19 protein-coding genes, 1 tRNA gene and 1 pseudogene are annotated in these 21,097 nt (G+C 38.4%); 6 read left to right on the top strand and 15 right to left on the bottom strand.

Annotation, left to right across the window (positions count from 1 at the left end; all coding sequences use genetic code 11):
- Positions 1 to 284 precede the first annotated feature (284 nt).
- Both RCG17_RS22175 and RCG17_RS22170 read right to left on the bottom strand, forming a co-directional pair.
- Positions 285 to 1,568 (bottom strand): metal-dependent hydrolase family protein, encoded by a 1,284-nt coding sequence (locus RCG17_RS22175; RefSeq protein ID WP_308172222.1) that lies wholly within the window; start codon positions 1,566 to 1,568, stop codon positions 285 to 287.
- A gap of 107 nt (positions 1,569 to 1,675) precedes the next feature.
- A complete protein-coding gene (locus tag RCG17_RS22170) occupies positions 1,676 to 2,482 on the bottom strand; it encodes an alpha/beta fold hydrolase (RefSeq protein ID WP_308172221.1) in 807 nt (268 codons plus the stop codon).
- A 491-nt stretch (positions 2,483 to 2,973) separates the two neighbouring features.
- Between RCG17_RS22170 and RCG17_RS22165 the strand changes: the two genes are divergently transcribed.
- From RCG17_RS22165 to RCG17_RS22150, 4 genes are all read left to right on the top strand, one after another.
- Positions 2,974 to 3,882: a fumarylacetoacetate hydrolase family protein gene (locus tag RCG17_RS22165; RefSeq protein ID WP_308172220.1), complete on the top strand. Its 909-nt coding sequence runs from the start codon at positions 2,974 to 2,976 to the stop codon at positions 3,880 to 3,882.
- Positions 3,883 to 3,907: 25 nt separating this feature from the next.
- A complete protein-coding gene (locus tag RCG17_RS22160) occupies positions 3,908 to 4,165 on the top strand; it encodes a hypothetical protein (protein WP_308172219.1) in 258 nt (85 codons plus the stop codon).
- 159 nt (positions 4,166 to 4,324) lie between these two features.
- Positions 4,325 to 5,008 carry a FadR/GntR family transcriptional regulator gene (locus RCG17_RS22155; protein ID WP_308172218.1) on the top strand — a complete coding sequence of 228 codons (684 nt, stop codon included), beginning with the start codon at positions 4,325 to 4,327 and terminating at the stop codon, positions 5,006 to 5,008.
- 56 nt (positions 5,009 to 5,064) lie between these two features.
- Entirely contained in the window at positions 5,065 to 5,742 is a 678-nt protein-coding gene (locus tag RCG17_RS22150) for a FadR/GntR family transcriptional regulator (RefSeq protein WP_308172217.1), read from the top strand.
- A gap of 60 nt (positions 5,743 to 5,802) precedes the next feature.
- On the opposite strand, the gene RCG17_RS22145 is transcribed toward RCG17_RS22150, so the two are convergent.
- A complete protein-coding gene (locus RCG17_RS22145) occupies positions 5,803 to 7,134 on the bottom strand; it encodes a GH25 family lysozyme (RefSeq protein WP_308172216.1) in 1,332 nt (443 codons plus the stop codon).
- Positions 7,135 to 7,515: 381 nt separating this feature from the next.
- On the opposite strand from RCG17_RS22145, the gene RCG17_RS22140 reads away from it, so the two are divergent.
- A complete protein-coding gene (locus RCG17_RS22140; protein ID WP_308172215.1) occupies positions 7,516 to 7,701 on the top strand; it encodes a DUF8096 family protein in 186 nt (61 codons plus the stop codon).
- A 71-nt stretch (positions 7,702 to 7,772) separates the two neighbouring features.
- Here RCG17_RS22140 and RCG17_RS22135 read toward each other — a convergent pair whose 3' ends face one another.
- On the bottom strand, positions 7,773 to 8,564 hold the full coding sequence (locus RCG17_RS22135; RefSeq protein ID WP_308172214.1) for an ABC transporter ATP-binding protein: 792 nt from the start codon (positions 8,562 to 8,564) through the stop codon (positions 7,773 to 7,775).
- 156 nt (positions 8,565 to 8,720) lie between these two features.
- Positions 8,721 to 9,614 carry an SCO family protein gene (locus RCG17_RS22130; RefSeq protein WP_308172213.1) on the bottom strand — a complete coding sequence of 298 codons (894 nt, stop codon included), beginning with the start codon at positions 9,612 to 9,614 and terminating at the stop codon, positions 8,721 to 8,723.
- Between the two features lie 198 nt (positions 9,615 to 9,812).
- Here RCG17_RS22130 and RCG17_RS22125 point away from each other — a divergent pair.
- Positions 9,813 to 9,898, top strand: a tRNA-OTHER gene (locus tag RCG17_RS22125).
- 47 nt (positions 9,899 to 9,945) lie between these two features.
- Here RCG17_RS22125 and RCG17_RS22120 read toward each other — a convergent pair.
- The 10 genes and pseudogenes from RCG17_RS22120 to rny all read right to left on the bottom strand — a co-directional run bounded on the left by RCG17_RS22120 (position 9,946) and on the right by rny (position 20,832).
- Entirely contained in the window at positions 9,946 to 10,698 is a 753-nt protein-coding gene (locus tag RCG17_RS22120) for an IclR family transcriptional regulator (RefSeq protein WP_308172212.1), read from the bottom strand.
- A 130-nt stretch (positions 10,699 to 10,828) separates the two neighbouring features.
- Positions 10,829 to 11,479: a serine/threonine protein kinase gene (locus tag RCG17_RS22115; protein ID WP_308172211.1), complete on the bottom strand. Its 651-nt coding sequence runs from the start codon at positions 11,477 to 11,479 to the stop codon at positions 10,829 to 10,831.
- 213 nt (positions 11,480 to 11,692) lie between these two features.
- A pseudogene (locus RCG17_RS22110) lies at positions 11,693 to 12,237 on the bottom strand (outer spore coat protein CotE).
- Between the two features lie 246 nt (positions 12,238 to 12,483).
- Complete coding sequence (locus RCG17_RS22105; RefSeq protein WP_308172210.1) at positions 12,484 to 12,936, bottom strand: YlbF/YmcA family competence regulator; 453 nt, start codon at positions 12,934 to 12,936, stop codon at positions 12,484 to 12,486.
- 1 nt (position 12,937) lies between these two features.
- Complete coding sequence (miaB, locus tag RCG17_RS22100) at positions 12,938 to 14,482, bottom strand: tRNA (N6-isopentenyl adenosine(37)-C2)-methylthiotransferase MiaB (protein ID WP_308172209.1); 1,545 nt, start codon at positions 14,480 to 14,482, stop codon at positions 12,938 to 12,940.
- Positions 14,483 to 14,698: 216 nt separating this feature from the next.
- Entirely contained in the window at positions 14,699 to 15,565 is an 867-nt protein-coding gene (locus RCG17_RS22095; protein ID WP_308172208.1) for a 2-oxoacid:ferredoxin oxidoreductase subunit beta, read from the bottom strand.
- Positions 15,566 to 17,305 carry a 2-oxoacid:acceptor oxidoreductase subunit alpha gene (locus RCG17_RS22090; RefSeq protein ID WP_308172207.1) on the bottom strand — a complete coding sequence of 580 codons (1,740 nt, stop codon included), beginning with the start codon at positions 17,303 to 17,305 and terminating at the stop codon, positions 15,566 to 15,568.
- 520 nt (positions 17,306 to 17,825) lie between these two features.
- Positions 17,826 to 18,086, bottom strand: coding sequence for a stage V sporulation protein SpoVS (gene spoVS / locus RCG17_RS22085; RefSeq protein ID WP_003181955.1), 261 nt, complete (start codon positions 18,084 to 18,086; stop codon positions 17,826 to 17,828).
- A gap of 178 nt (positions 18,087 to 18,264) precedes the next feature.
- A complete protein-coding gene (locus RCG17_RS22080) occupies positions 18,265 to 19,062 on the bottom strand; it encodes a TIGR00282 family metallophosphoesterase (RefSeq protein WP_308172206.1) in 798 nt (265 codons plus the stop codon).
- Positions 19,063 to 19,272: 210 nt separating this feature from the next.
- Positions 19,273 to 20,832: a ribonuclease Y gene (gene rny / locus RCG17_RS22075; RefSeq protein WP_308172205.1), complete on the bottom strand. Its 1,560-nt coding sequence runs from the start codon at positions 20,830 to 20,832 to the stop codon at positions 19,273 to 19,275.
- Between the last annotated feature and the right edge of the window lie 265 nt (positions 20,833 to 21,097).

The raw sequence follows: 21,097 nt of genomic DNA, 5'->3' as shown, positions 1-21,097 counted from the left end.
TTCAAACGAACGTTTTCCATAAAAAAGCTTTAAATGTAATTTATTTATCCGCTCATATCCCCTCCTTCCATCTATCCCGCTAGTGTTGTTGTACTGTATCTATATGTATCTTGAATTAGACATGCCCTAGGTTAATACCCTTTTTTTCACAATTCCACTCCTATCTATCAACGAATGTCTTCATCATTCTTTACCACCACAAAGACCAATCAACGATCCAAACATCTTGAGAAACTAAATAAGGGAAATGGTATTCATCACCATTTCCCCTTCATTATTTATTTTTAGGCAACAGGGCTTTCTGCGCTTCTTTTTACAGCCAGTGTGTTTACAATATACTCTCCGTCTTTTAGAATGACTTTTAGCTTACTATGGTCCTGCAAAATTGAAATGTCTTTTAGCGGGTCACCATCAACTACCAGAATGTCAGCTAATTTGCCGACCTCAATCGTTCCAATTCTGTCTTCCATTTCCATAATTTGACCGCCATATTTTGTGGCAGAAACAATCGCTTCCATTGGAGTCATCCCGACTAGCTTAACAAAATGCTCCAGGTCGCGGGCATAGCCACCATGCGGACACCATTTAAATCCATAATCTCCACCTGGAAGGACCCGAACTCCTGCCTTGTGCAAACGGTTCATGTTGAAAAGAGCAATTTCTAGCCCTTCCTTATAGCCCGTTGCGTCGATGGCTTCTTGTCCAAAATACTTTGCTCCATCTTCCAGCGTAGATACTAGCCAGTTTAAGCCAGGTACGACAAAATGACGTTCTTTATTTTCAACAAGCATTTCGAACACTTCATCATTAATGAAATCAGCATGTCCAATAATATCGACGCCAGCCTGGATACAATATTTTACAGAATCAGACGAGCGGGCATGGGTATAGACCCGTTTCCCGCGGGCATGTGCCTCTTCAACCGCTGCTCGAACCTCTTTATCGGTATATAACGTCATCTCGCCGCGAGCATGTGGTGTAAGACTCTCACCGCTGACATTGATTTTAACTAAATCCGCCCCTTCTTTAAAAAGGCTTCTCACCGTTTTTCGAACGGCATCCTCACCATCTGAGAGAATCGCCAGTCCATGGACACGGACATGATTAGGATGCAAATCGACAAAGCTTCCTGAGGCAGACACCTCTGCTCCATTAGCAAGCAACCTTGGTCCGATCAGCTCCCCTCTATTGATCGCATCCCGAATGGCAATATCAACTCGTCCTCGTGCAGCCGCACTAACGCTTGAAGTAAAGCCGCTTTTTACTAACGTTTCCGCATTTCGGATCGCCGCAACCATTGTTTCTTCAATTGGTTTAAAATCAATATCCTGAATATATAAGGCATTATCCCATGTGAGGTGGGTATGGGCTTCAGTCATCCCTGGCATAATCACTTTTCCGTCTAAATCAATCACTTCTACATCATATGGATTGAGTCTGCTTGGAATCTCCAGATTGACTCCTATTTGAGTGATTTTGTTTCCTTCAATCAAAACGTCAATTCCTCTTAATGGTTCTTTCCCTGTGCCGTCAATTAAAAAGCCATTTCTTAATAATTTTGCTCCCATTTTTACTTACCTCCTAAGATTTGTAATCACCTTCATCTTTTAAGGATTGCGTGTAAGCTTTTTTCTTCTTATGCTGAGAACAAGGCAGAAAAAATTCTGCCCAACTTTTAAGCTTTAACGGAATTCGATTGCTTGATTGTCTTTAAAAACGTAAGTATAGTTTGATTTAGTTCGGATGGTTTTTCCACTGTGGCCCAATGTCCAGAATTGGCAATCACTTCTAATCTTGCATTTGGAAAATGCTGATATAGTTTGGTTGCCATTGCAAGCGGCGTCACTTTATCTTCATCTCCAACGATTAATAGAGTTGGAACCTCAACTTGTTCATGGGAGATTGCCTTGCCATTCGCTAATGCCCTGCATGACGCAGCATAGCTTTGCGGATGATTTCGCAGCAGGAGTTCACGGACTAATCCCACTAATGCAGGTTTACCTGATCTGGAATAAGCAGAAACCCCGCCTTCAATGATCGTATCAGCAACAGCATCCATCCCCTGTTCTTCAACAATATTAGCCCGATTAAAGGTATTTTTCTTGCCCATTTCAGGCATTTCCCATAAAGGCCCTACTAATGTTTGGCTTGCAACCATATCTGGATACGAAGAAACAAAATGCTGGACAATTAATGTTCCTAAGGACCATCCTACTAAATGGACTTTCTTTATGTTTTCACTTTCTAGTAATGCTTTCAGGTCTTCTACCCAAAGTTCAATTGAATAATCACAATCTGACGCTTCAGAACGCCCAGACCCACGCAAATCGTAAGCTAGAGTTCGATAATGGCAAGAACAAGCGATTTGCTGGCTATACCAAATATTTAAAGACCCTCCCAGCCCATGTACAAATACAATCGTTTCTTCACTGTTTCCATGAATCTCGTAATTTACATTTATACCATTTACCTGTTTAATCACCACATTACCTCCAAACGATTAGCGCAAATTTCGGTTTACACTAGTATAAATTGGATTGGCCAATCCTGAGGTAAATAATAATACGCAAATAAATAATTTGCAAGTATATTTTTCTGAAATTTCCAAATTTTTTAACAGGAATTATCATTCCTAAAAATATGCTTAATAACGCTTAAAAACGGCAATTTGTGAGTATTACTGCTATGTTTTGACGACATTATTTTTTGTTGGAATCTATTTGTTTAAATTTTCTGATTTTTTAAATAAAATTCCTTGACCTTTTTCTATCATCGCCTATAATAAAAATTGGTTAACCAATTAAAAGATAACGGTCTACCATTTTTAGTATTCTTTGTGACAGAAATAGTAAAACTACATTATTGGGAAATAAGGAAGGTAATAGAAGCAAAACCGTTAGTATAATAGAGTTAGCCGTGCACTTTTGATTGGGAAAGCATTTACCTACTATCAGCCGAAAGGAGTCATCAAATATGTATCTTTGCAGCTATCTACAAAATCAAACGGAAAAATATGGGGTATTAACCGCCAATCAACAAAAAGTAATTGATCTTGTTTCAGCAGAGCGAGAGCTATTTTCGAATCCATTATTACCAAATAGTCTTAATGAGGCCATTTCAAATCCAACTTCGCAGGATCGCCTTCGTGAAGTCTATCAAAAGGTAGTTGAAAATGAAAATCTTGATGACACTCCAATTAAAGATATTGAATTACTAGCACCTATTATAAATCCAAATCGAAATATCTTTTGTTTAGGTATTAACTACCGCGAGCATGCCTATGAATTTGAAAAAACAACCGACGCCTCCAAAGCGATTCCGAAGGATCCGATTGTTTTTTCAAAGTTGCCTACAACCGTAATTGGACCAAATCAGCCGATTCTCTCGCATAGTCAAGTAACTAGTGAACTAGATTACGAGGGAGAATTTGCGATTATTATTGGAAAAGAAGGCACTTATATTCCTAAGGAAGATGCCTTTGATTATATTTTTGGGTACACCATCATTAACGATGTAACGGCCCGTGATCTGCAAAGGAAGCATAAACAATGGTTGCTGGGAAAAGGACTTGATTCTTTTGGTCCAATGGGTCCCTATATCGTCACCAAAGATCAGCTTCAAGATCCGCAAAATTTAAGTCTTCAAACAAAGGTAAATGGGGAAATCCGCCAGAATTCAAACACAGAACTTTTAATTTTTGATATTCCTACCATTATTGAAACGCTTTCTAAAGGGATCACGTTAAAGCCTGGTGATATTATCGCTACTGGCACCCCTAAAGGTGTAGGGATGGGATTTGAACCGCCTAAATTTTTGAAGCCTGGGGATATTGTTGAAATAGAGATTGAAGGTATTGGTGTTTTAAAAAATCATGTCATCTAATAATACGAGGTAAGGAGTGAAACCTATGATCGATTCCTCTCTTTTAAAAGTCGTTGCGACAAAGGAATACAATGAAGAACAAAAAAAGGCCATTGCGGTTGGCTTTTGCCCTGAATGTCTGCCAACTCTTACCGATTATCGAATCTTACATTCCTTTTTCAGTGAAGAGCATAAGATGATGGTTTTACGTGTCAAATGTTCCAACATCGCTCATTGTGAATGGGAAGAAATTCTGCCGGGACATCGATCAGAAAATGGATTGGAAAACTTTTTTCATTCGTAAACAATAATTTACCTCAACAAGACAGCATTCAGGATGGATGCTGTCTTTTCCATTCAAGTTTTAGTTTGGATGGTTTATGCCTAAGCGATGAATTTCCCCGTAAAAGTTTGATATAATAGCGAATAAGATATTGAACGGTTTGCTTTAGGAGGAAACATTATGACAAGTGCCCCCAAAAAGGCCTTTATGGAAATAGTTGATATGATTAAAAATAATATCTTGAATGGGAATTATCCGGTTGGAACGAAGCTTCCCGCAGAACGGACACTTGCGGAAGAACGGCAAACGAGCAGAGCAACGGTTAGAGAGGCATTTCGTGCTCTTGAGAGTATTGGGGTAATAGAAAGTAGAGTTGGGCAAGGAACATTTGTTAAAACTTCCACCTTTTCCGAACAAGATCGGTTTCCAGATTTTTCGATTCACTCCAGTCCTGCAGAAGTTTTTAAAGCCAGGTTCGCGATTGAGCCATACTTGTCCCAACTGGCAACAAGAAATGCGACTCAAGAAGATCTCTTGTTTCTGGAAGCATGTTTGCAAAAAATGGAGCAATCTTTTGACAATATTCCAGAGTTTGAGAGATTGAATAGTCAATTTCATAATCGGATTGCAACGGCTGCGAAAAACACTTTGCTGTTAAGCTTCTTTGATATAATTGAAAATATTCATAGTGAGGAATTTTGGGGAAATTTACGGGCCCATAGTTTCCGTAAAGATGTGATGCCTGTATATCACCAGCAACACCTGGCTATGTATAAAGCCATTAAAGAAAGGGATAGCAGTAAAGCAAGTGAAAGTACCATCCAACATCTTAAGACGGTCAAAGCCTTTATGTTAGATGAATAGTGATGGTTTTCACATGATAGTATGAAAATGCTTTAACCGCGATTGGTGGGTTGATAATGACACAAAAAAAGGCTTTTGTAGAAATTACAGAAAAGATCAAAAGAAATATGATCGAAGGAAAGTACCAATTAGGCATGAGGCTGCCTTCTGAACGGGCATTGGCAGAAGAATTCCAAACAAGTCGGGCTACCATCAGAGAAGCATTACGTGCCCTTGAATTGGCAGATATAATTGAGAGCAGGGTCGGTCAAGGAACGTTTATCAAATCAATCGATTTTTCTGATGGCGACCCATTATATGAAATTGCCAATCAAACAAGTCCATCAGAAGTATTCGAAGCCAGACTCGCAATAGAACCCTATCTTGCCAAGCTGGCTACCCGAAATGCAACACGAGAAGATTTGCACCTCTTCGAAAATTGCTTACAAAAAGCAAAGCTGGCGATCGGAAATATTAAAGAGTTTGAAAAATTAGATGCAGAGTTTCACCATTTGCTTGCAACTTCTGCAAAGTCCTCTTTACTCGAAAGTTTTGTTGAGGTCATTAACAAAGTGCGCATGGAAAAACTGTGGGGTACATTAAAGGTTCGCAGTTTAAATGTTGAAAGAATGGAAAACTACTACCTACAACACGTAGCCATCTACGAAGCTATTAAGGACCGAGATATCCATAAAGCAACAGAAATGACTACCCTGCATTTGAAAACAGTGAGAGCCAATATGTTAGAAGAATAGGAAGGAAACCCTTTGACGAACCAATGGGTTTCCTTGATAAGTTGAGTTTATACACTTTTTCTATCTCACTCTGATTGTTTTCCCGACATAAATGGTATATCTGCTATCTAATTTGTTCCATGCTTTAATTTGAGCCTTAGTTGAACCAAACTGCTGAGCTAATTCTGAAACTGTATCCCCACGACGAACCAAATGGTAGACTCCTTTAGAGCTAACTGCTGTTCCTTTTACTGTTCCTTTTAGTTTCAAAACCTGACCAGCTCTAATGAAGTTAACATTTTTTATATTATTCAACGAAGCTAAAGTTCTTACGCTTGTATGGTATTTGAATGCGATATAGGATAGGGTATCGCCCGTTTGAACTTTATAAGTTGAAGGAGTTGTGCCTGTAGTAGTTGGAGCAGGCGTACTCGGTTGTAAAACTGTTCCTGTATCACCAACTGTCGTTAATTTTGAAGTATTGACATTAGTGGCTGGTTTAACCCCACTCTGAAGTTTGGAAAGAAGCGCCAGATTTTGTGCAGCGGTGCCTGAATATCCAATGATTCCATATTGTTGTGCAAGTATGGAACGGTTTGCGAAGGATGAGTCCATGCCATTTGCTTTCATGAAATCTATCAAAGATAGCGATCCAATCTGTTTAACAACTGGCGATGAGGATTTTACTTGATTTGTATATTTACCGGCATAATCTTCACTTGCATCGAATCGCCCATATTGCGCCAACCCTGCAAATTGGTAGCTTGAAGTCCATTGCCAAGCACCAAGACCAGTAGAGAATTTTGCAGATGGTTGACCTTGGACGGGGCTAGCTGGATAGGAGGCTAGCCATGGTTTATCAATAATTAACGATTGTGGGTATAGATCAGTATTGTAATAATAGGAGCCACTATAGATATCCACCTTTTTGTACCCTAGTCTTTTCATTTCATTAATAAAGGTATTTGTATAGTCTGTGAGTTTTGCAGGACTACTTGATAGATTTGCTGCTTCAATATCGATTACTACATACCCATCTGTATTTTTATTAAAACCAACGAACTGCAATTTCTTATCAAACCACTGTGCCTCCTTGATCGCAGTTGCATTACTAGGGTACCTTGCAAAATGATACACACTAACAACCATTCCGGCTTGTTTTGCATTGGCAATGTTAACAGATGCTGCCGGGTCTAAGAAGTAGTCACCCTCACTTACTTTTACGACAACCCCATTAACCCCGCTGTTTTTAATTGTTTGATAGAATCCAAGTGGCAGTCCATATTCATTGTTATGATGTGAAACATCAATAAAGTCTGCGGCAGGCTGCTGGGCAAATGCCGTAAATCCAAAAGCGAATGTCAATATCATTGAGAGGAACAGGATACTCGCTGCTTTCAATAGACTGTTCATTGTATTCCCTCCCTTTTTTAGAAATTTGTAAGTTGCTAATTTCTAGGAAACCATGTCCAAGTTATTCTTGAATCTTTTTCTCATTAAACCTTTGCCTAAATTAGTACATGGTTAACAAAGAAAAAAACAACTGGAACCAATCGTTAATCCTTTTTTACATTCCCTGTTATTTTCTCTATGTGAACCAGTGTTTTGTTTTTGGAAACAGACGATTTTGTAAAATAGCGTATGACATTCGACAACAATTGGTGCTAAGTTATTTCGAAAATCTAACCAATATACTATTTACTAAGTAAATTTTCCTTAGGGTATTTTGATGGGGAGTGTAAGGATAGAAAAAATCTGCTATGATAATATGGTGAAAATCTTTGAGGTGATCGTATGGAACAAAATCAAGATACTAAAACAAATGGCTATGATACAAATATTGTTTATGATTTTAAAGAGTACCCCGACAAGGTCAGCGGCCGTTGCGATAACTGCGGGAGTACGGAGTTTAAATCTTCCGTTTCACATGGTGTTTTTCTGCGAGAATGTAAAAAATGTGGAATGAAAAAAAGTATTTAAAATTACCTTTTAAAGAAAAAAGCCACTCCGACATTTTTTAGTCGGAATGGCTTTTTCTTACTATTAACATTTTACTTCTCTACCATCTGCAATTTTGACAGTGATGGCCGACTATTTTTCCAGTTAACATCCACTGGAAGGTCAAAAAATTGTGAAAGGATTTCGCTTGAAATCATTTCATCAGTATTACCCGCCCGGAAAACTTGTCCTGCTTTTAACAATATGGTTTTATTAAAGACTGGTAATATTTCTTCAACATGATGTGTCACGTAAATAATCGTTGGTGCATCGGGTTTATTTGCGATTTTTTCAATTGATTCCAACAAGTGCTCGCGAGCAATGAAGTCCAGACCATTGGTTGGTTCATCGAGAATCAGTAAAGCAGGATCTGCCATTAATGCCCGAGCAATCAAGACCCGCTGTTTTTCTCCTTGAGATAATGTTCCGTAATTTCGATTTGCGTAATCAATGCACCCCATCTCCTTCAGTAAGGAAATCGCCTTTTCTCTCATTTCATCTGTTGGTGTTTCATAAAGGCCAATTGAGGCAAACCCGCCGCTTAACACGATTTCAAAGGCATTATCAACCTGATAAAATTTCTGTTGAATGGAAGAAGAAACAAATCCAATTAGTCTGCGAAGCTTCTCACCCAGGTAGGTTTTACCGAACTCTTTCCCAAGAACATTTACTTTTCCTTTTGTTGGAAAATATTCGGCATTAAGTAAATTTAAAATAGCTGTTTTCCCTGCTCCGTTTAAGCCAAATAATACCCAATGATCCCCTTTTTCAATCTTCCAATTCACATTCTGCAAAATCCATTTTCCATCTCTTCTTAAAGATACCTCTTCTAGCTGTAAAACCATCCCGATACTCTCCTCTTTTATCAATATTTTAATTTTTCCGAATATAATATCTCTATCATACCATATGTTTGAACGGAAGACGCTATATTACCTTCAATGTAAGCTACAAATAAAAAGAAGCCAGTTTCTTATTGAAATGGCTTCTTTTCCACTAAATTATTGGGGTGCCACTTGGCTTGTGACAACTTGGAACAATTCTTCTCGATCAATGTAACTTCCTGTAAATTCATGAGTTAATTTTCCAGTTTGATCAAATATAAAGGTTTTGTTATCATGGATGACTTCTGTCCCTTTTTTCTCAAAGTGTTCACCAAGAAGATTTGTTAATTTTTCAATTTCTGGCAAATCCCCTGTTAGCAGCTTTAAATAGGAAGTGTCAAAATTCATCTCTTGTGCATGTTTTTTTAAAACAATCGGTGTATCGTTTTGCGGGTCAATTGAGATTGATAAAAGTAAAATCTTATCGGTAGCGATCCCTGATGCTTTTATGTCCTGCTGGAGTTTATTGAAATTCCCCAACAAAACTGGACAGGCAGTTGGATCAGCACAGTTTACATATGTGAAGGTCATTGCTACCGTTTTTCCTAAAAGATCTTTTTTGGTCACTGGCTGCCCATTTTGATCAATGAGTTTAAAATTTGGCAATTCCACCTGCTTCGTAACTTTGTGTGCAGTAAGCTTTGTTTGAACATCAATCGTAAATGATTTGTCTTCCTCAAAGCTTTCTCCATTATGTTCCACCTTGACGGTCGCAATCCAATCACCATTCATCTGCAGGTTTGCTTGTCCAACATACAACCCATGACCAATTTCTTGGGTTGGAATGCTTACCGTTCCATGATCCATATCTTTCATATTAAGATCAGCCGAAACTTTTGCACCTTTTAACGGATTTCCTTGACTATCCAAAACTTTAAATTGGATCGCAAAAGGCTGCCCTGGAGTAAACGTCTTTGGTGCGTAAAGCTTAATCTGCAATTGATCCGACCTGCAGCCTGCAAGAAATGTTATTAAGCATATAACTGCGAAAATGGTAAGCCTTTTTATCAAAAATACTCCTCCCAACCTATCCTTACCTATACTATCCATTATATTATCGAAAAATAAGGACCAGAGTGACAAAGCTCACTTCTGTAAAAATGAATCCGAAGAGAAATTTTTAAACAAAAAAATAGGATGCGTATCGCATCCTGCACGTTTATATTATTTTTTTGCATAATAAAAAAATAACTGAGCATAATTTAATTAGGACTTGTAGCTCAGGTGGTCAGAGCGGCCTGTAGTTACATAGGTAACTGCCGTGCATTTCGTGGGTTCGATTCCCACCAAGTCCTATATGACCCCACTTAGGTCAGAAAAGATCAAAAAACGAAATCTACTCTTATCCTCTGTAACCTAGACGCTCAGAAACCTTTTTGCCAACCTCAATCAATGTATCTTTAATAGAAGCAATTTTTTCATCGTTCATCCGCAATGACGTTCCCGAAATACTTATTGCACCTGCCACTTCACCAAGATGATTAAAGATTGGGGCCGCAATACAAGTTATTCCTGGCTCATTTTCTTCCCGTTCAATACCATATCCTTGTGTTCGAATCATTGACAAGTTTTCGAGTAATTCTTTTTCAGTGGTTAAAGTCTTTTCAGTATGCCTCGGTAAGCCACGTTGCTGAACAATTTCCTTTACTTCAGTTACTGATAACTGTGCTAAGATGACCTTTCCGGCACTAGTGCAATGGATTGGGGCTCGTCTTCCAACCTGGGAGTGCATTCTTAAGGTCTCACTTCCCTCAAGTTTTTCAATATACACTGCTTCTTTCTGTGAATAAATGACTAAATGAATCACTTCATTGGAGATTTCCTCTAATTGTCTGAGGTATGGAATGGCCTCCTGGCGAATATCAATGGATTCCAATAGTTTCGTACTTAATTCAAGAAACTGATATCCTAACTTATATTTTTTATTTTCCTTATTTTGTTCGATAAACCCGTGTGCTGCTAGTGTTTCCAATAATCGAAAAATGGAGCTTTTATTTAATCCTAGTTTATTGGCAAGCTCTGTTACCCCTATTCCTTCCTTGCGAGAACTTACAATTTTAATAATTGTTAATGCCCTATCAACCGATTGGACCATGTTCAACCCCTCTATCCGTGTTTCCAAGTAGTCTTTATTAATGATTTTAATGATTTTACTTATGTATAATTATATCATTGCCCGCTAAAAAAGTTTGCACACAACTGTTGGACATCAAGTACAGGATCGCTTAATTGATCTTCCTTTTAAGTTTTTTATAAACCCGATATCCTTTACGAATCCCATCGACAACCATAAAAGGAATAGGCGGGTGATATTTTCCTACAAAGGGCTTATAAATTTTATAGTAGGCTTTTTTCAAATCATCCCATTTTCCGCAATAACCATCTTTGTAGAAATCTGATATATCGACAATATAGCCCCGCCCATTATTCATGACTACATTTTTCCCATGGATATCATATGGATTTAAACAAACTGATTTTGCATAGTTTAAACCATTGTCAATATCCTGAATGACCGTTTCCGGAATATAAATCCCCTGCACTAATGCATTAAATAACGTAATACCCTCAAGCCTTTTTAATATTAAAAACTGGTCACCATATCCGTATAAAGTTGAAAAGGCTTTGTGATTTCCAAGCTTTTTATATACATCCAGTTCTTTTTTTAACCCTTCTGGATTTCTTCCATAAACCTTTACCACCCATTCAGGTTGGGCTTTATGAAAAAAAACAGCTGCATAATTACCGCTTCCAACTGTTTCCCATGTTTTTGAACTATTTTTTACGATTATCGGGTCAAATGGGCTAATTGATTCCAGACTAATGTTCGTTAATAACTCTTGATCTATTAATCCCAAATATTGATTGATTTCCATATGTAGCACCTTCTAAAACAGCTTGACCAGCTTATTTATTTATCATTATTTCTTCTATATGTGCTAGTATACATGGAAAAGCCAGAAAAGGATATTTCTGGCTTAGGAAAGTTCTTATTGACCAAAATAATCTCTGAATGCTTCAGGATCTTTTGAGGTGTCATCCCTTTAATGAAAAGAAAAACTAGGGAAGTAAGGTCCTCCCTAGTATTTTTATTCTTCTTCTGAGCCGACTAAGAAATCAGGATCTAGATCTTCAAATTCTTCATCGTCTACATCCACTCCCCATTCATCATCATCACAAGAGCATCCTTCTGGGTTGATGGCAACGCAAATTTTGGTTTCGCCGATTAATTCAACAATGAATTCTCTTTCGACGTGAACAATAATTTTATTGCCATTTGGGGAAATGATCGCTTCAACACAATTTGGTTGTTGAAGCACCTTAGCGATAATTTCATTATCCTCTAGGACTTCCTGATCACGATACTTTAACTTTATGACATCCGTGTATGAAACCCGTTCAGTCACTACCTCTGTTTTGGTATTATTGCTGTAAGAGTACCAAACGTTAATGTCATAGTGGCCGTGTATCTCTACTGTTTTGCCGGCTTTTTCGCTTCGTATTTATGGTTGATGATCCAACAGCCTAAAATACTTGTCGGATTATGCGCTGGGCAAATCGTATGATTGGACTGAGTAAATTTTCGTCCTTTCGCTACGACCGCTTTTGTAATAATCTCTCTGTAATCTCCCATTTCGAGCGAACCCTCCTCTTTCATTTTCATTTCATCCTATGCGGATTTTTAGACTAGTGTGCGATTTATTTTTGTGAATAGTGGATAAAAGTTTAGTCATACTTCATATTATGTGGGTGAATGTGGTATGTTCCATTGAGGTTTTTTTTCTTTAGGCTGTGTTAAATTTGGCTGTTGATTGGAACGAAAGGTACTTGCGTTAAAGGGCGAAAAAAAACCAGGCCGAAAATAAGCCTGGTTAATTAGTTAATGTTCGTGATCATGATCAAGTCCACAGCCGCAGCCCTCATCATTTGCAATGCTTGCTCCAGTTTCGCCCGTCAAAAGATTTCCGCCTGTTGCAGTAATGATTTCGTCTGTTACTGTATTCGAGATCGCAGAAGCAATAATTTGAAGTAATTCGTTTACTTCAAGCTGTGATTGTTTGAATTCCTGAACAACCGGAATATCATCCAATTCCTGCTGAAGAGAATCGATTTTTTCCTCCACCTTTTTTTGTGCTTCAGGTTTTCCGTAATGCTGGAGGTTTACTGCTTGTTTCTGTAATGATTTGATATCTGAAATGATTGTGCTTACCTTTTTATTTTCATGGATTTGTGCTTCTGCCCGTTTAAAAAAATCGACTTCATCCGTCTCGGCAACCATTCGTGCCAAGTCCTTGGCCCTGGAGACAATTTCATCCTTTGTATACTTCGCCACTTTACTTCACCTCTACACGTTTTACTTCCTCAATCATTTCTCCGTTTAAGGACCATGTTTTCGCATCCGTGATTTTTACCTTCACAATTTTACCAATTGCTGTTTTAGGACCAGAAAAGTTTACTAGTTTACTCTTACTAGTGTATCCTGCTAATACATCTGGATTATTTTTACTTTCACCTTCGACCAATACTTCGACAATTTGATCTTGATATTGTTTCATGGCGTCGGCAGATAATTCATTTACCAGATTATTAAGGCGTTGCAGACGTTCTTTCTTTACTTCTAATGGAACATTATCCTGCATTTGTGCTGCAGGTGTGCCTTCACGTGGAGAATAAACGAAAGTATATGCAGCTTCATAGCCCACTTCACGATAAAGGGACATCGTTTCTTCAAATTGCTCTTCTGTTTCATTTGGGTATCCAACAATAATATCCGTTGTTAAAGTAACATTAGGAATCGCCGCTTTTATTTTTCTAACCAGTTCCAAATATTGCTCTCTTGTATATTTGCGGGCCATAATTTTTAAGACTTCAGTTGATCCTGATTGAACAGGCAGATGGATATGCGGCATCAGGTTGCCGCCTTTTGCAAGAATTTCAATAAGATGGTCATCAAAATCTCTTGGGTGACTCGTTGTGAATCTGATTCTTGGGATGTCAATTTTGCGAATTTCATCCATCAAATCACCAAGCCCATATTTAATATCCTCAAAGTCTTTTCCATAGGCGTTCACATTTTGACCTAAGAGCGTAATTTCCTGATACCCTTGCGCTGCTAAATGACGAACCTCTTGAATCACTTCTTCAGGTCTGCGGCTACGCTCTTTACCGCGGGTATACGGAACAATACAGTACGTACAGAATTTATCACAGCCGTACATAATATTAACCCACCCTTTGATATTGCCGCGGCGGACCTTAGGCAGGTTTTCAATAACATCTCCCTCTTTGGACCAAACCTCAATCACCATTTCCTTTGACATATAGGCATCATGGAGGATGTTTGGTAAACGGTGGATGTTATGGGTACCAAAAATCATATCAACATGTTGATACGATTTTAAAATTTTATTAACGACAGACTCTTCCTGTGACATACAGCCGCAAACACCTAATAAAAGGTCAGGTTTTTCCGTCTTAAGGGCTTTTAGATGGCCAATCTCACCAAATACTTTGTTTTCAGCATTTTCACGAATGGCACAAGTGTTTAAAAGAATGACATTGGCATCTTGGACATCTTCCGTTGGTTCATATCCTAAGGCCATGAAAATCCCTGCCATTACTTCCGTATCATGCTCATTCATCTGACAGCCATAGGTACGAATGTAAAACTTCCGTCCCTCACCCATACCGCGAAATTCTTCGGAAATGGCAAAATCATTGTGGTACTTTACTTCCTCTTTCCCGCGTTTTTTTGCATCTTTAAGAGATGGAGCCGTTATGACGGTTTCAAAATATTTGCTGTAATCCTTGGCGGATTTTTTGTCCGAAGGATTGGCAGGATTTGCTTGCTGACTTTCTAAACGTTGTGATTCATTCATTAAAAGTGTCTCCCTTCTTACAAAAAACGAGCTTTTATTATTGATTTGAACTATTTTCAATAGAGAAAAATAAATGTGCCCAAATATCTGCACATTATTACAGTATACAGGGAAAAATGGGTGAAAACAAGATAAAGAGGAAACTGCAGTATAGTTTTGCACATCACTGAAGAAGGAAAAAAATCCCGCGAGTCTGTTCGCGGGATTTTAATTTCCTTACATGAATTCATTCACTAATTTATCGAAATGTGCCTGGTCAAGATTTAAATCAGCTTCTGTTAATGGTGTTTTTGCAAAGTTAGGAGCCAAATCTTGATAGGATGGACGGTCAGTATTTTGATAAATAAGACCTGTTACAAGACCATTATGATTTAACAAGGTTTGCATAGCGATATCCTTGCTTGAAGAATCATAGCCTTCAACATCACTTAATTTTGTAAGGTTTTCTTTAAACCAATCATAAGTGTTTACCTTATTGTAGGTTACACATGGGCTGAATACATTGATAAAAGAGAAACCATCATGCTTAATACCAGCTTCAATTAAAGCTGTAAGTTCTTTTAAGTCAGTTGAAAAGCTTTGTGCAACAAATGTTGCTCCAACTGATAAAGCCAATTTCATTGGAGAAATGGATTCTTCAATTGAACCTTCTGGCGTAGACTTAGTTTTAAAGCCCATAGCAGAACGTGGTGATGTTTGTCCTTTTGTTAATCCATAAATTTGGTTGTCCATAACGATATAAGTGATGTTAATGTTACGGCGAATTGCGTGTACTGTATGTCCCATACCGATTGCAAATCCGTCTCCGTCACCACCGGATGCAATAACGGTTAAATCACGATTAGCCATTTTTACACCTTGAGCGATTGGAAGAGCACGACCATGAATACCATGCACACCATATGAATTGATATAACCAGAAATACGACCAGAACAGCCAATACCAGAGATAACTGCTAAATTTTCTGGCTCAAGACCTACATTTGCTGCTGCACGTTGTATTGCTGCTTGTACAGAGAAGTCACCACAGCCAGGGCACCAGTTCGGTTTTACATCATTACGAAAGTCTTTAAATGTGGCCATTTAGAACAACTCCTTACATTTTGAATATACTTCATGTGGTAAGAACGGATTTCCATCATATTTTACGTACTTAACGATTTTTTCTGCATTTCCAACATTCATTTTCATGATATTAGCCAATTGGCCTGTAGCGTTGTTTTCAACAACTAATACTTTTTTAGCAGATTGTACTAGAGACAATACCTCATCTGTTGGGAACGGATGGATTAAACGAATATGCGCATGGTTCACTTTTGCTCCATCTTTTTCAAGACGACCAATTGCTTCTTCAATCGCACCGCGAGTTCCATTAAAACCAACAATTAACACGTCAGCGTCTTCATGTGGTGTATACTTATAAACTGGTGTATTAAAGCGAATATTTTCAACTTTACGCATACGTTTATCCATTTGCGCAATACGGTTTGTAGTTCCTTCAGATGGCTTACCTGTTTCAGCGTGCTCTACGCCTGTAACATGGTGAATACCGTTCTTCATTCCCGGAATAACACGAGGTGAGATCCCGTCTTCTGTTACTAGGTAACGCTTATAGTATCCGCCTTGATGATTTTCATCTTTCTCAATCTCATGGTCAACTAACTTACCGCGTCTGATTTCAACTTTACTGTAATCAAGTGGTTCAACTGTTTGTTTTCCTAATGATAATTGAAGGTCGGATAATACGATTACAGGACATTGATATTCTTCCGCAAGGTTGAATGCCTCTGCAGTATCATAGAATGCTTCTTGTACTGTACTTGGAGCCATAACGATTTTTGGAATTTCCCCGTGTGTTCCATAAATCATAGCCATTAAGTCTGATTGCTCTTGTTTTGTTGGTAATCCAGTAGAAGGACCGCCACGTTGAGTATCGACAATAACGATTGGAGTCTCAGTCATACCTGCTAAACCAATAGCCTCCATTTTTAATGATAATCCAGGACCAGAAGATGCTGTTAGGGCACGAACGCCACCATAATTGGCACCAATCGTCATTGCACAAGCAGCGATTTCATCTTCTGTTTGAATAACAGCTCCACCAAGAGCTGGAAGTTTTTTAATTAGATATTCCATAATATCAGATGCTGGCGTGATTGGGTATGCAGCCATGAAACGGCAGCCTCCAGCTAGCGCACCCATCGCAATGGCATCGTTTCCAATCATGAACATCCGCTTTGTACCATCTGCTTTTTCAAGCTGCATGGTTTGAACACTGCCAAGCTTTTCTTTTGTATAATCAAAGCCAGCTTTGATCGCGTCCATGTTCTTCGCAACAACTTGTGCACCTTTTTTACCAAAAATCTCTTGTACGACTTCTTGAAATACACTGATATCCAAATCTAATACTGCAGATGTTGCACCAATGGCAACCATGTTTTTCATTAGAGAAGTTCCTAATTCAGTTGCCATTTCAGTAAATGGAACTGAATAAAGGTTAGCTTCTGTGTCTTCTGGCTTTTTAGGATCAAATTTTGAATCCGCCAAAATAACACCGCCGCGGTGCAGCTCTTTGTAGTTTAAATCGATTGTTTCTTGGTCAAACGCTACAAGTATATCTAGATCGTCTGAAATAGTTCTAACTTGGGTAGTGCTTACCCGAATTTTGTTGTTTGTATGTCCACCCTTGATGCGTGATGAGAAATGGCGATAACCGTAAAGATAATAGCCTAAGCGGTTAAGCGCAATTGCAAAAATTTCTCCAGTACTCTCAATACCTTCTCCTTGCTGTCCTCCAACTTTCCATGAAAGTTGATTGATCATGACTTACACCCCTTTAGATATGTAAAGAATAATTAAAACATTTGCGTCAATAATTGTTAGTATCATCCATGTAGATCACGAGAATTAAGCGCTTCAACATGTTCTTTTATCGTAAAAAATAGATTAATGGATATGTACTAAACGCTTACAATTCTAGACCTAAGTATCAAAAAATGCAACCCTTTAGGCGCAATTTTTGTCTAAAATATGAATATTTTTTTATTATTGAAAAATTACTAGTGATTTAATTAACTTTATATAATAATCAGTAGCATTTAGCCTAGTTATTACTGGGTTTCATCCCAATTTATGCTATATAATTTATTTCTATTATTATTTCAATAATATAAATTAAATATTTTAATATAATAATAAATTTTACCTTTCGACAATATTTTATTACAATAAGCAAATTACATATCTTGGCAAAAACATCATCAAAGTGATGTTCTACATAAATTCTGCATAAAAAAGCCTGCTTGTGTATGCTCAAGCAGGCAGTTCCATTATGTTCAGTTTTTTACCGTGGTTCCACGATTAATTTTATAGCTGTGCGTTCTTCCCCATCAATCTGGATATCCGTAAACGCCGGGATGCAAATCAAATCAACTCCGCTAGGTGCTACAAAACCTCGAGCAATTGCTACGGCCTTTACGGCTTGATTTAATGCACCCGCACCTATTGCCTGAATTTCTGCGGCACCTCTTTCTCGCAGCACTCCGGCAAGTGCACCAGCTACAGAATTAGGATTAGATTTTGCTGAAACTTTTAATATTTCCATTCCTAGCTCCTCCTTGTATATCCCGATCCCGCATGAGCAGTTTCATGAACTAATCAGGAATATATAATATTCCACTGCTACTATATTCGAGCGGGAAAAAACTTATTCCGGCTTGGACAAAAAAGAGCACATCTAGAAAAGAATTTTTTCAATTTCAAAGCGAAAAGCTTAAACTCTTTTATGAATAAAAAGGATGATCATCATTGATTAATATGGTTTCCATTTTCTTTGTAAATCCTGTCTTCCGATCGAGTTCAATGAAAACAGCGCTAAGCTGTGTTCTCCCTGTTTTAGGTACCTCAAAACGTGTAGGAAGGCTTGTTAGGAACCTCTTAAGTACTGCTTCTTTTTCCATTCCCAGAATATCGTCATATGGGCCTGTCATGCCTACATCTGTTAAATAGCCTGTTCCTCCTGGTAATATTCTTTTGTCCGCAGTTTGAACATGTGTATGCGTCCCAACGACTGCACTGACTCTTCCATCTAAATACCAACCCATTGCTTGTTTTTCACTTGTTACCTCAGCATGAAAGTCCACAAAAATAAATGGTGTCCGTGCACGGGCTTGGGTAACTAATTCATCTGCTTTTTTAAAAGGGCAATCGAGCGGGTTCATAAATGTGCGCCCTTGCAAGTTGATAATCGCAATTTCCAAATCATTGAGTTTTAAATAAACAATTCCTTTCCCAGGAGTTCCTTCTGGAAAATTGGCAGGTCGTACTAAGTATTTCGCATCATTAATAAATTCAAAGATTTCTCGGTTGTCCCAAGCGTGGTTCCCAAGGGTTACTGCTTGTGCACCCACCTCTAAAAACTGCCGATAGATCTTTTCTGTGATTCCTCTGCCCGAGGCAGAGTTTTCACCATTGATGATGGTAATTTGCGGCCGATATTTTTCCTTTAATTTCGGTACATATTCTTTGATCATGTCTCTTCCTGGAGAACCGACAACATCGCCAATAAATAATAAATTCATGTAAAAGCCCTTTCTAAAGTAAACTTTATTTTAATGTAAATTGTAGCATATATTTGTATTTTCACTAAATGATGGATATTTTGGGGATCAGCACGAAATCTCCAATCTTGTTACCATCGGGCCTGGTTTTGGCGGCTCATGGTCACGAGGTCCTCCATCCTCAGTTCCGATCCTGTTAAGAAAAAAATAAAGCGGTGCATGTGCACCGCTTTATTTTGCATATTCTACAGCTCGTGTTTCACGTATAACTGTAACCTTTATATGACCAGGATAATCCAGTTCTTCTTCGATCTGTTTACGAATATCCCTTGCAAGGCGATGTGCAGCCAGATCATCAATTGTTTCTGGTTTTACAATAATCCGTACTTCACGTCCAGCCTGAATGGCAAATGACTTTTCTACGCCTTCGTGCGATTCAGAAATTTCTTCAAGCTTTTCTAATCGTCGAATATAGTTTTCAAGCGTTTCACTTCGTGCTCCCGGTCTAGCGGCTGATAAGGCATCGGCAGCAGCAACAAGAACTGCAATAATCGATGTAGGCTCTGTGTCCCCATGGTGTGAGGCAATACTGTTTATAACAACAGGGTGCTCTTTGTATTTAGTAGCAAGTTCAACACCAATTTCTACATGGCTTCCTTCCACTTCATGGTCAATCGCTTTACCAATGTCATGAAGTAAGCCTGAACGACGTGCCAATGTTTCATCTTCACCCAACTCTGCTGCAAGTAAGCCAGAAAGCTGTGCAACCTCTATTGAGTGCTTTAATACGTTTTGTCCGTAACTTGTACGGTACTTTAATCGTCCAAGAATCTTGATAAGATCTGGGTGAAGTCCATGTACTCCAACTTCAAATGTAGTTTGTTCTCCTACTTCACGAATATGATCATCAACCTCGCGGCGCGATTTTTCAACCATTTCTTCAATTCGTGCAGGATGGATCCGTCCATCTTGGACAAGTTTCTCCAAGGCCAAGCGAGCCGTTTCACGGCGAATAGGATCAAAGCCTGAGAGAATGACTGCTTCAGGTGTATCATCGATGATTAAATCAATCCCTGTTAATGTTTCAAGGGTACGAATATTACGTCCTTCACGGCCGATTATCCGGCCCTTCATCTCATCATTTGGAAGGTTTACCACAGAAACTGTTGTTTCGGCTACATGGTCAGCAGCGCAACGCTGGATTGCTAGCGACAAAATTTCTTTCGCCTTTTTATCAGATTCCTCTTTAATACGAGTTTCATTTTCTTTGATCATCACCGCAAGATCGTACGCTAATTCTTTTTCTGTACGTTCTAGAATGATCGACTTAGCTTCTTCGCGGTTCAAGCTTGAAATTCGTTCAAGTTCAGCTTGTTGTAATTGTACCAACTCGTCCACTTTGCTTTCCATCTCTTCAATATGTTGTTGTCTTTGGTTAAGAGAATCATCCTTCTTTTCTAAAAGAATCTCACGTTTATTAAGCGATTCATCTTTTCGATCTAAATTCTCTTCTCTTTGCAGTAAACGGTTTTCTTGTTTTTGCAGTTCATTTCTTCGATCACGAACTTCACGTTCGGCATCTGTCCGAAGTTTATGAATATCATCTTTTGCTTCAAGCAGTGCTTCTTTTTTCAAAGATTCTGCTTCACGTTTTGCATCGTCAAGAATTTGATCAGCAGCACCTCTAGCTCCCGCTATTTTTGCTTCTGCAATTGATTTCCGTATAAAATATCCAACAACCGCACCGACGATAAGGCCAAGCAAAATGGAGATGATTGTAATTGGTTCCATCGTTACACCTCCTCTTGCTATGAACTTTTGTTACGTTTTTAAGTGTCGGCATGTACATTGTTTAATTCAACATACAGCAAGCACTAAGGCTTTTAAGCGTTGTAATATTACCAAAAATGTAAAATATACATATTAATTGTAAAGGTGTACCTATTTATTGTCAAGGGTTAGTCATTGCAAGGCTTTCGACTATTCAGATGATGTTTATGTATTTTTTTGCGACTTACGTGTGAAGATTGTCAAATGGGTAAAACTATGTACTAAA

Origin of the sequence: Neobacillus sp. PS3-12 (genome assembly GCF_030915385.1) — a bacterium.
Lineage (GTDB): Bacteria > Bacillota > Bacilli > Bacillales > Cytobacillaceae > JAEVLT01.
Note: the sequence above shows the minus strand (reverse complement) of the source record. Positions and strands in the feature narration are given on the sequence as shown.

Bases quoted from the DNA above. Each gene is read 5' to 3' on its own strand.
- RCG17_RS22175 (WP_308172222.1), bottom strand. From the start codon at position 1,568: ATGGGAGCAAAATTATTAAGAAATGGCTTTTTAATTGACGGCACAGGG.
- RCG17_RS22165 (WP_308172220.1), top strand. From the start codon at position 2,974: ATGTATCTTTGCAGCTATCTACAAAATCAAACGGAAAAATATGGGGTA.
- RCG17_RS22160 (WP_308172219.1), top strand. From the start codon at position 3,908: ATGATCGATTCCTCTCTTTTAAAAGTCGTTGCGACAAAGGAATACAAT.
- RCG17_RS22155 (WP_308172218.1), top strand. From the start codon at position 4,325: ATGACAAGTGCCCCCAAAAAGGCCTTTATGGAAATAGTTGATATGATT.
- RCG17_RS22150 (WP_308172217.1), top strand. From the start codon at position 5,065: ATGACACAAAAAAAGGCTTTTGTAGAAATTACAGAAAAGATCAAAAGA.
- RCG17_RS22145 (WP_308172216.1), bottom strand. From the start codon at position 7,134: ATGAACAGTCTATTGAAAGCAGCGAGTATCCTGTTCCTCTCAATGATA.
- RCG17_RS22140 (WP_308172215.1), top strand. From the start codon at position 7,516: ATGGAACAAAATCAAGATACTAAAACAAATGGCTATGATACAAATATT.
- RCG17_RS22135 (WP_308172214.1), bottom strand. From the start codon at position 8,564: ATGGTTTTACAGCTAGAAGAGGTATCTTTAAGAAGAGATGGAAAATGG.
- RCG17_RS22120 (WP_308172212.1), bottom strand. From the start codon at position 10,698: ATGGTCCAATCGGTTGATAGGGCATTAACAATTATTAAAATTGTAAGT.
- RCG17_RS22115 (WP_308172211.1), bottom strand. From the start codon at position 11,479: ATGGAAATCAATCAATATTTGGGATTAATAGATCAAGAGTTATTAACG.
- miaB (WP_308172209.1), bottom strand. From the start codon at position 14,482: ATGAATGAATCACAACGTTTAGAAAGTCAGCAAGCAAATCCTGCCAAT.
- RCG17_RS22095 (WP_308172208.1), bottom strand. From the start codon at position 15,565: ATGGCCACATTTAAAGACTTTCGTAATGATGTAAAACCGAACTGGTGC.
- RCG17_RS22090 (WP_308172207.1), bottom strand. From the start codon at position 17,305: ATGATCAATCAACTTTCATGGAAAGTTGGAGGACAGCAAGGAGAAGGT.
- spoVS (WP_003181955.1), bottom strand. From the start codon at position 18,086: ATGGAAATATTAAAAGTTTCAGCAAAATCTAATCCTAATTCTGTAGCT.
- RCG17_RS22080 (WP_308172206.1), bottom strand. From the start codon at position 19,062: ATGAATTTATTATTTATTGGCGATGTTGTCGGTTCTCCAGGAAGAGAC.
- rny (WP_308172205.1), bottom strand. From the start codon at position 20,832: ATGGAACCAATTACAATCATCTCCATTTTGCTTGGCCTTATCGTCGGT.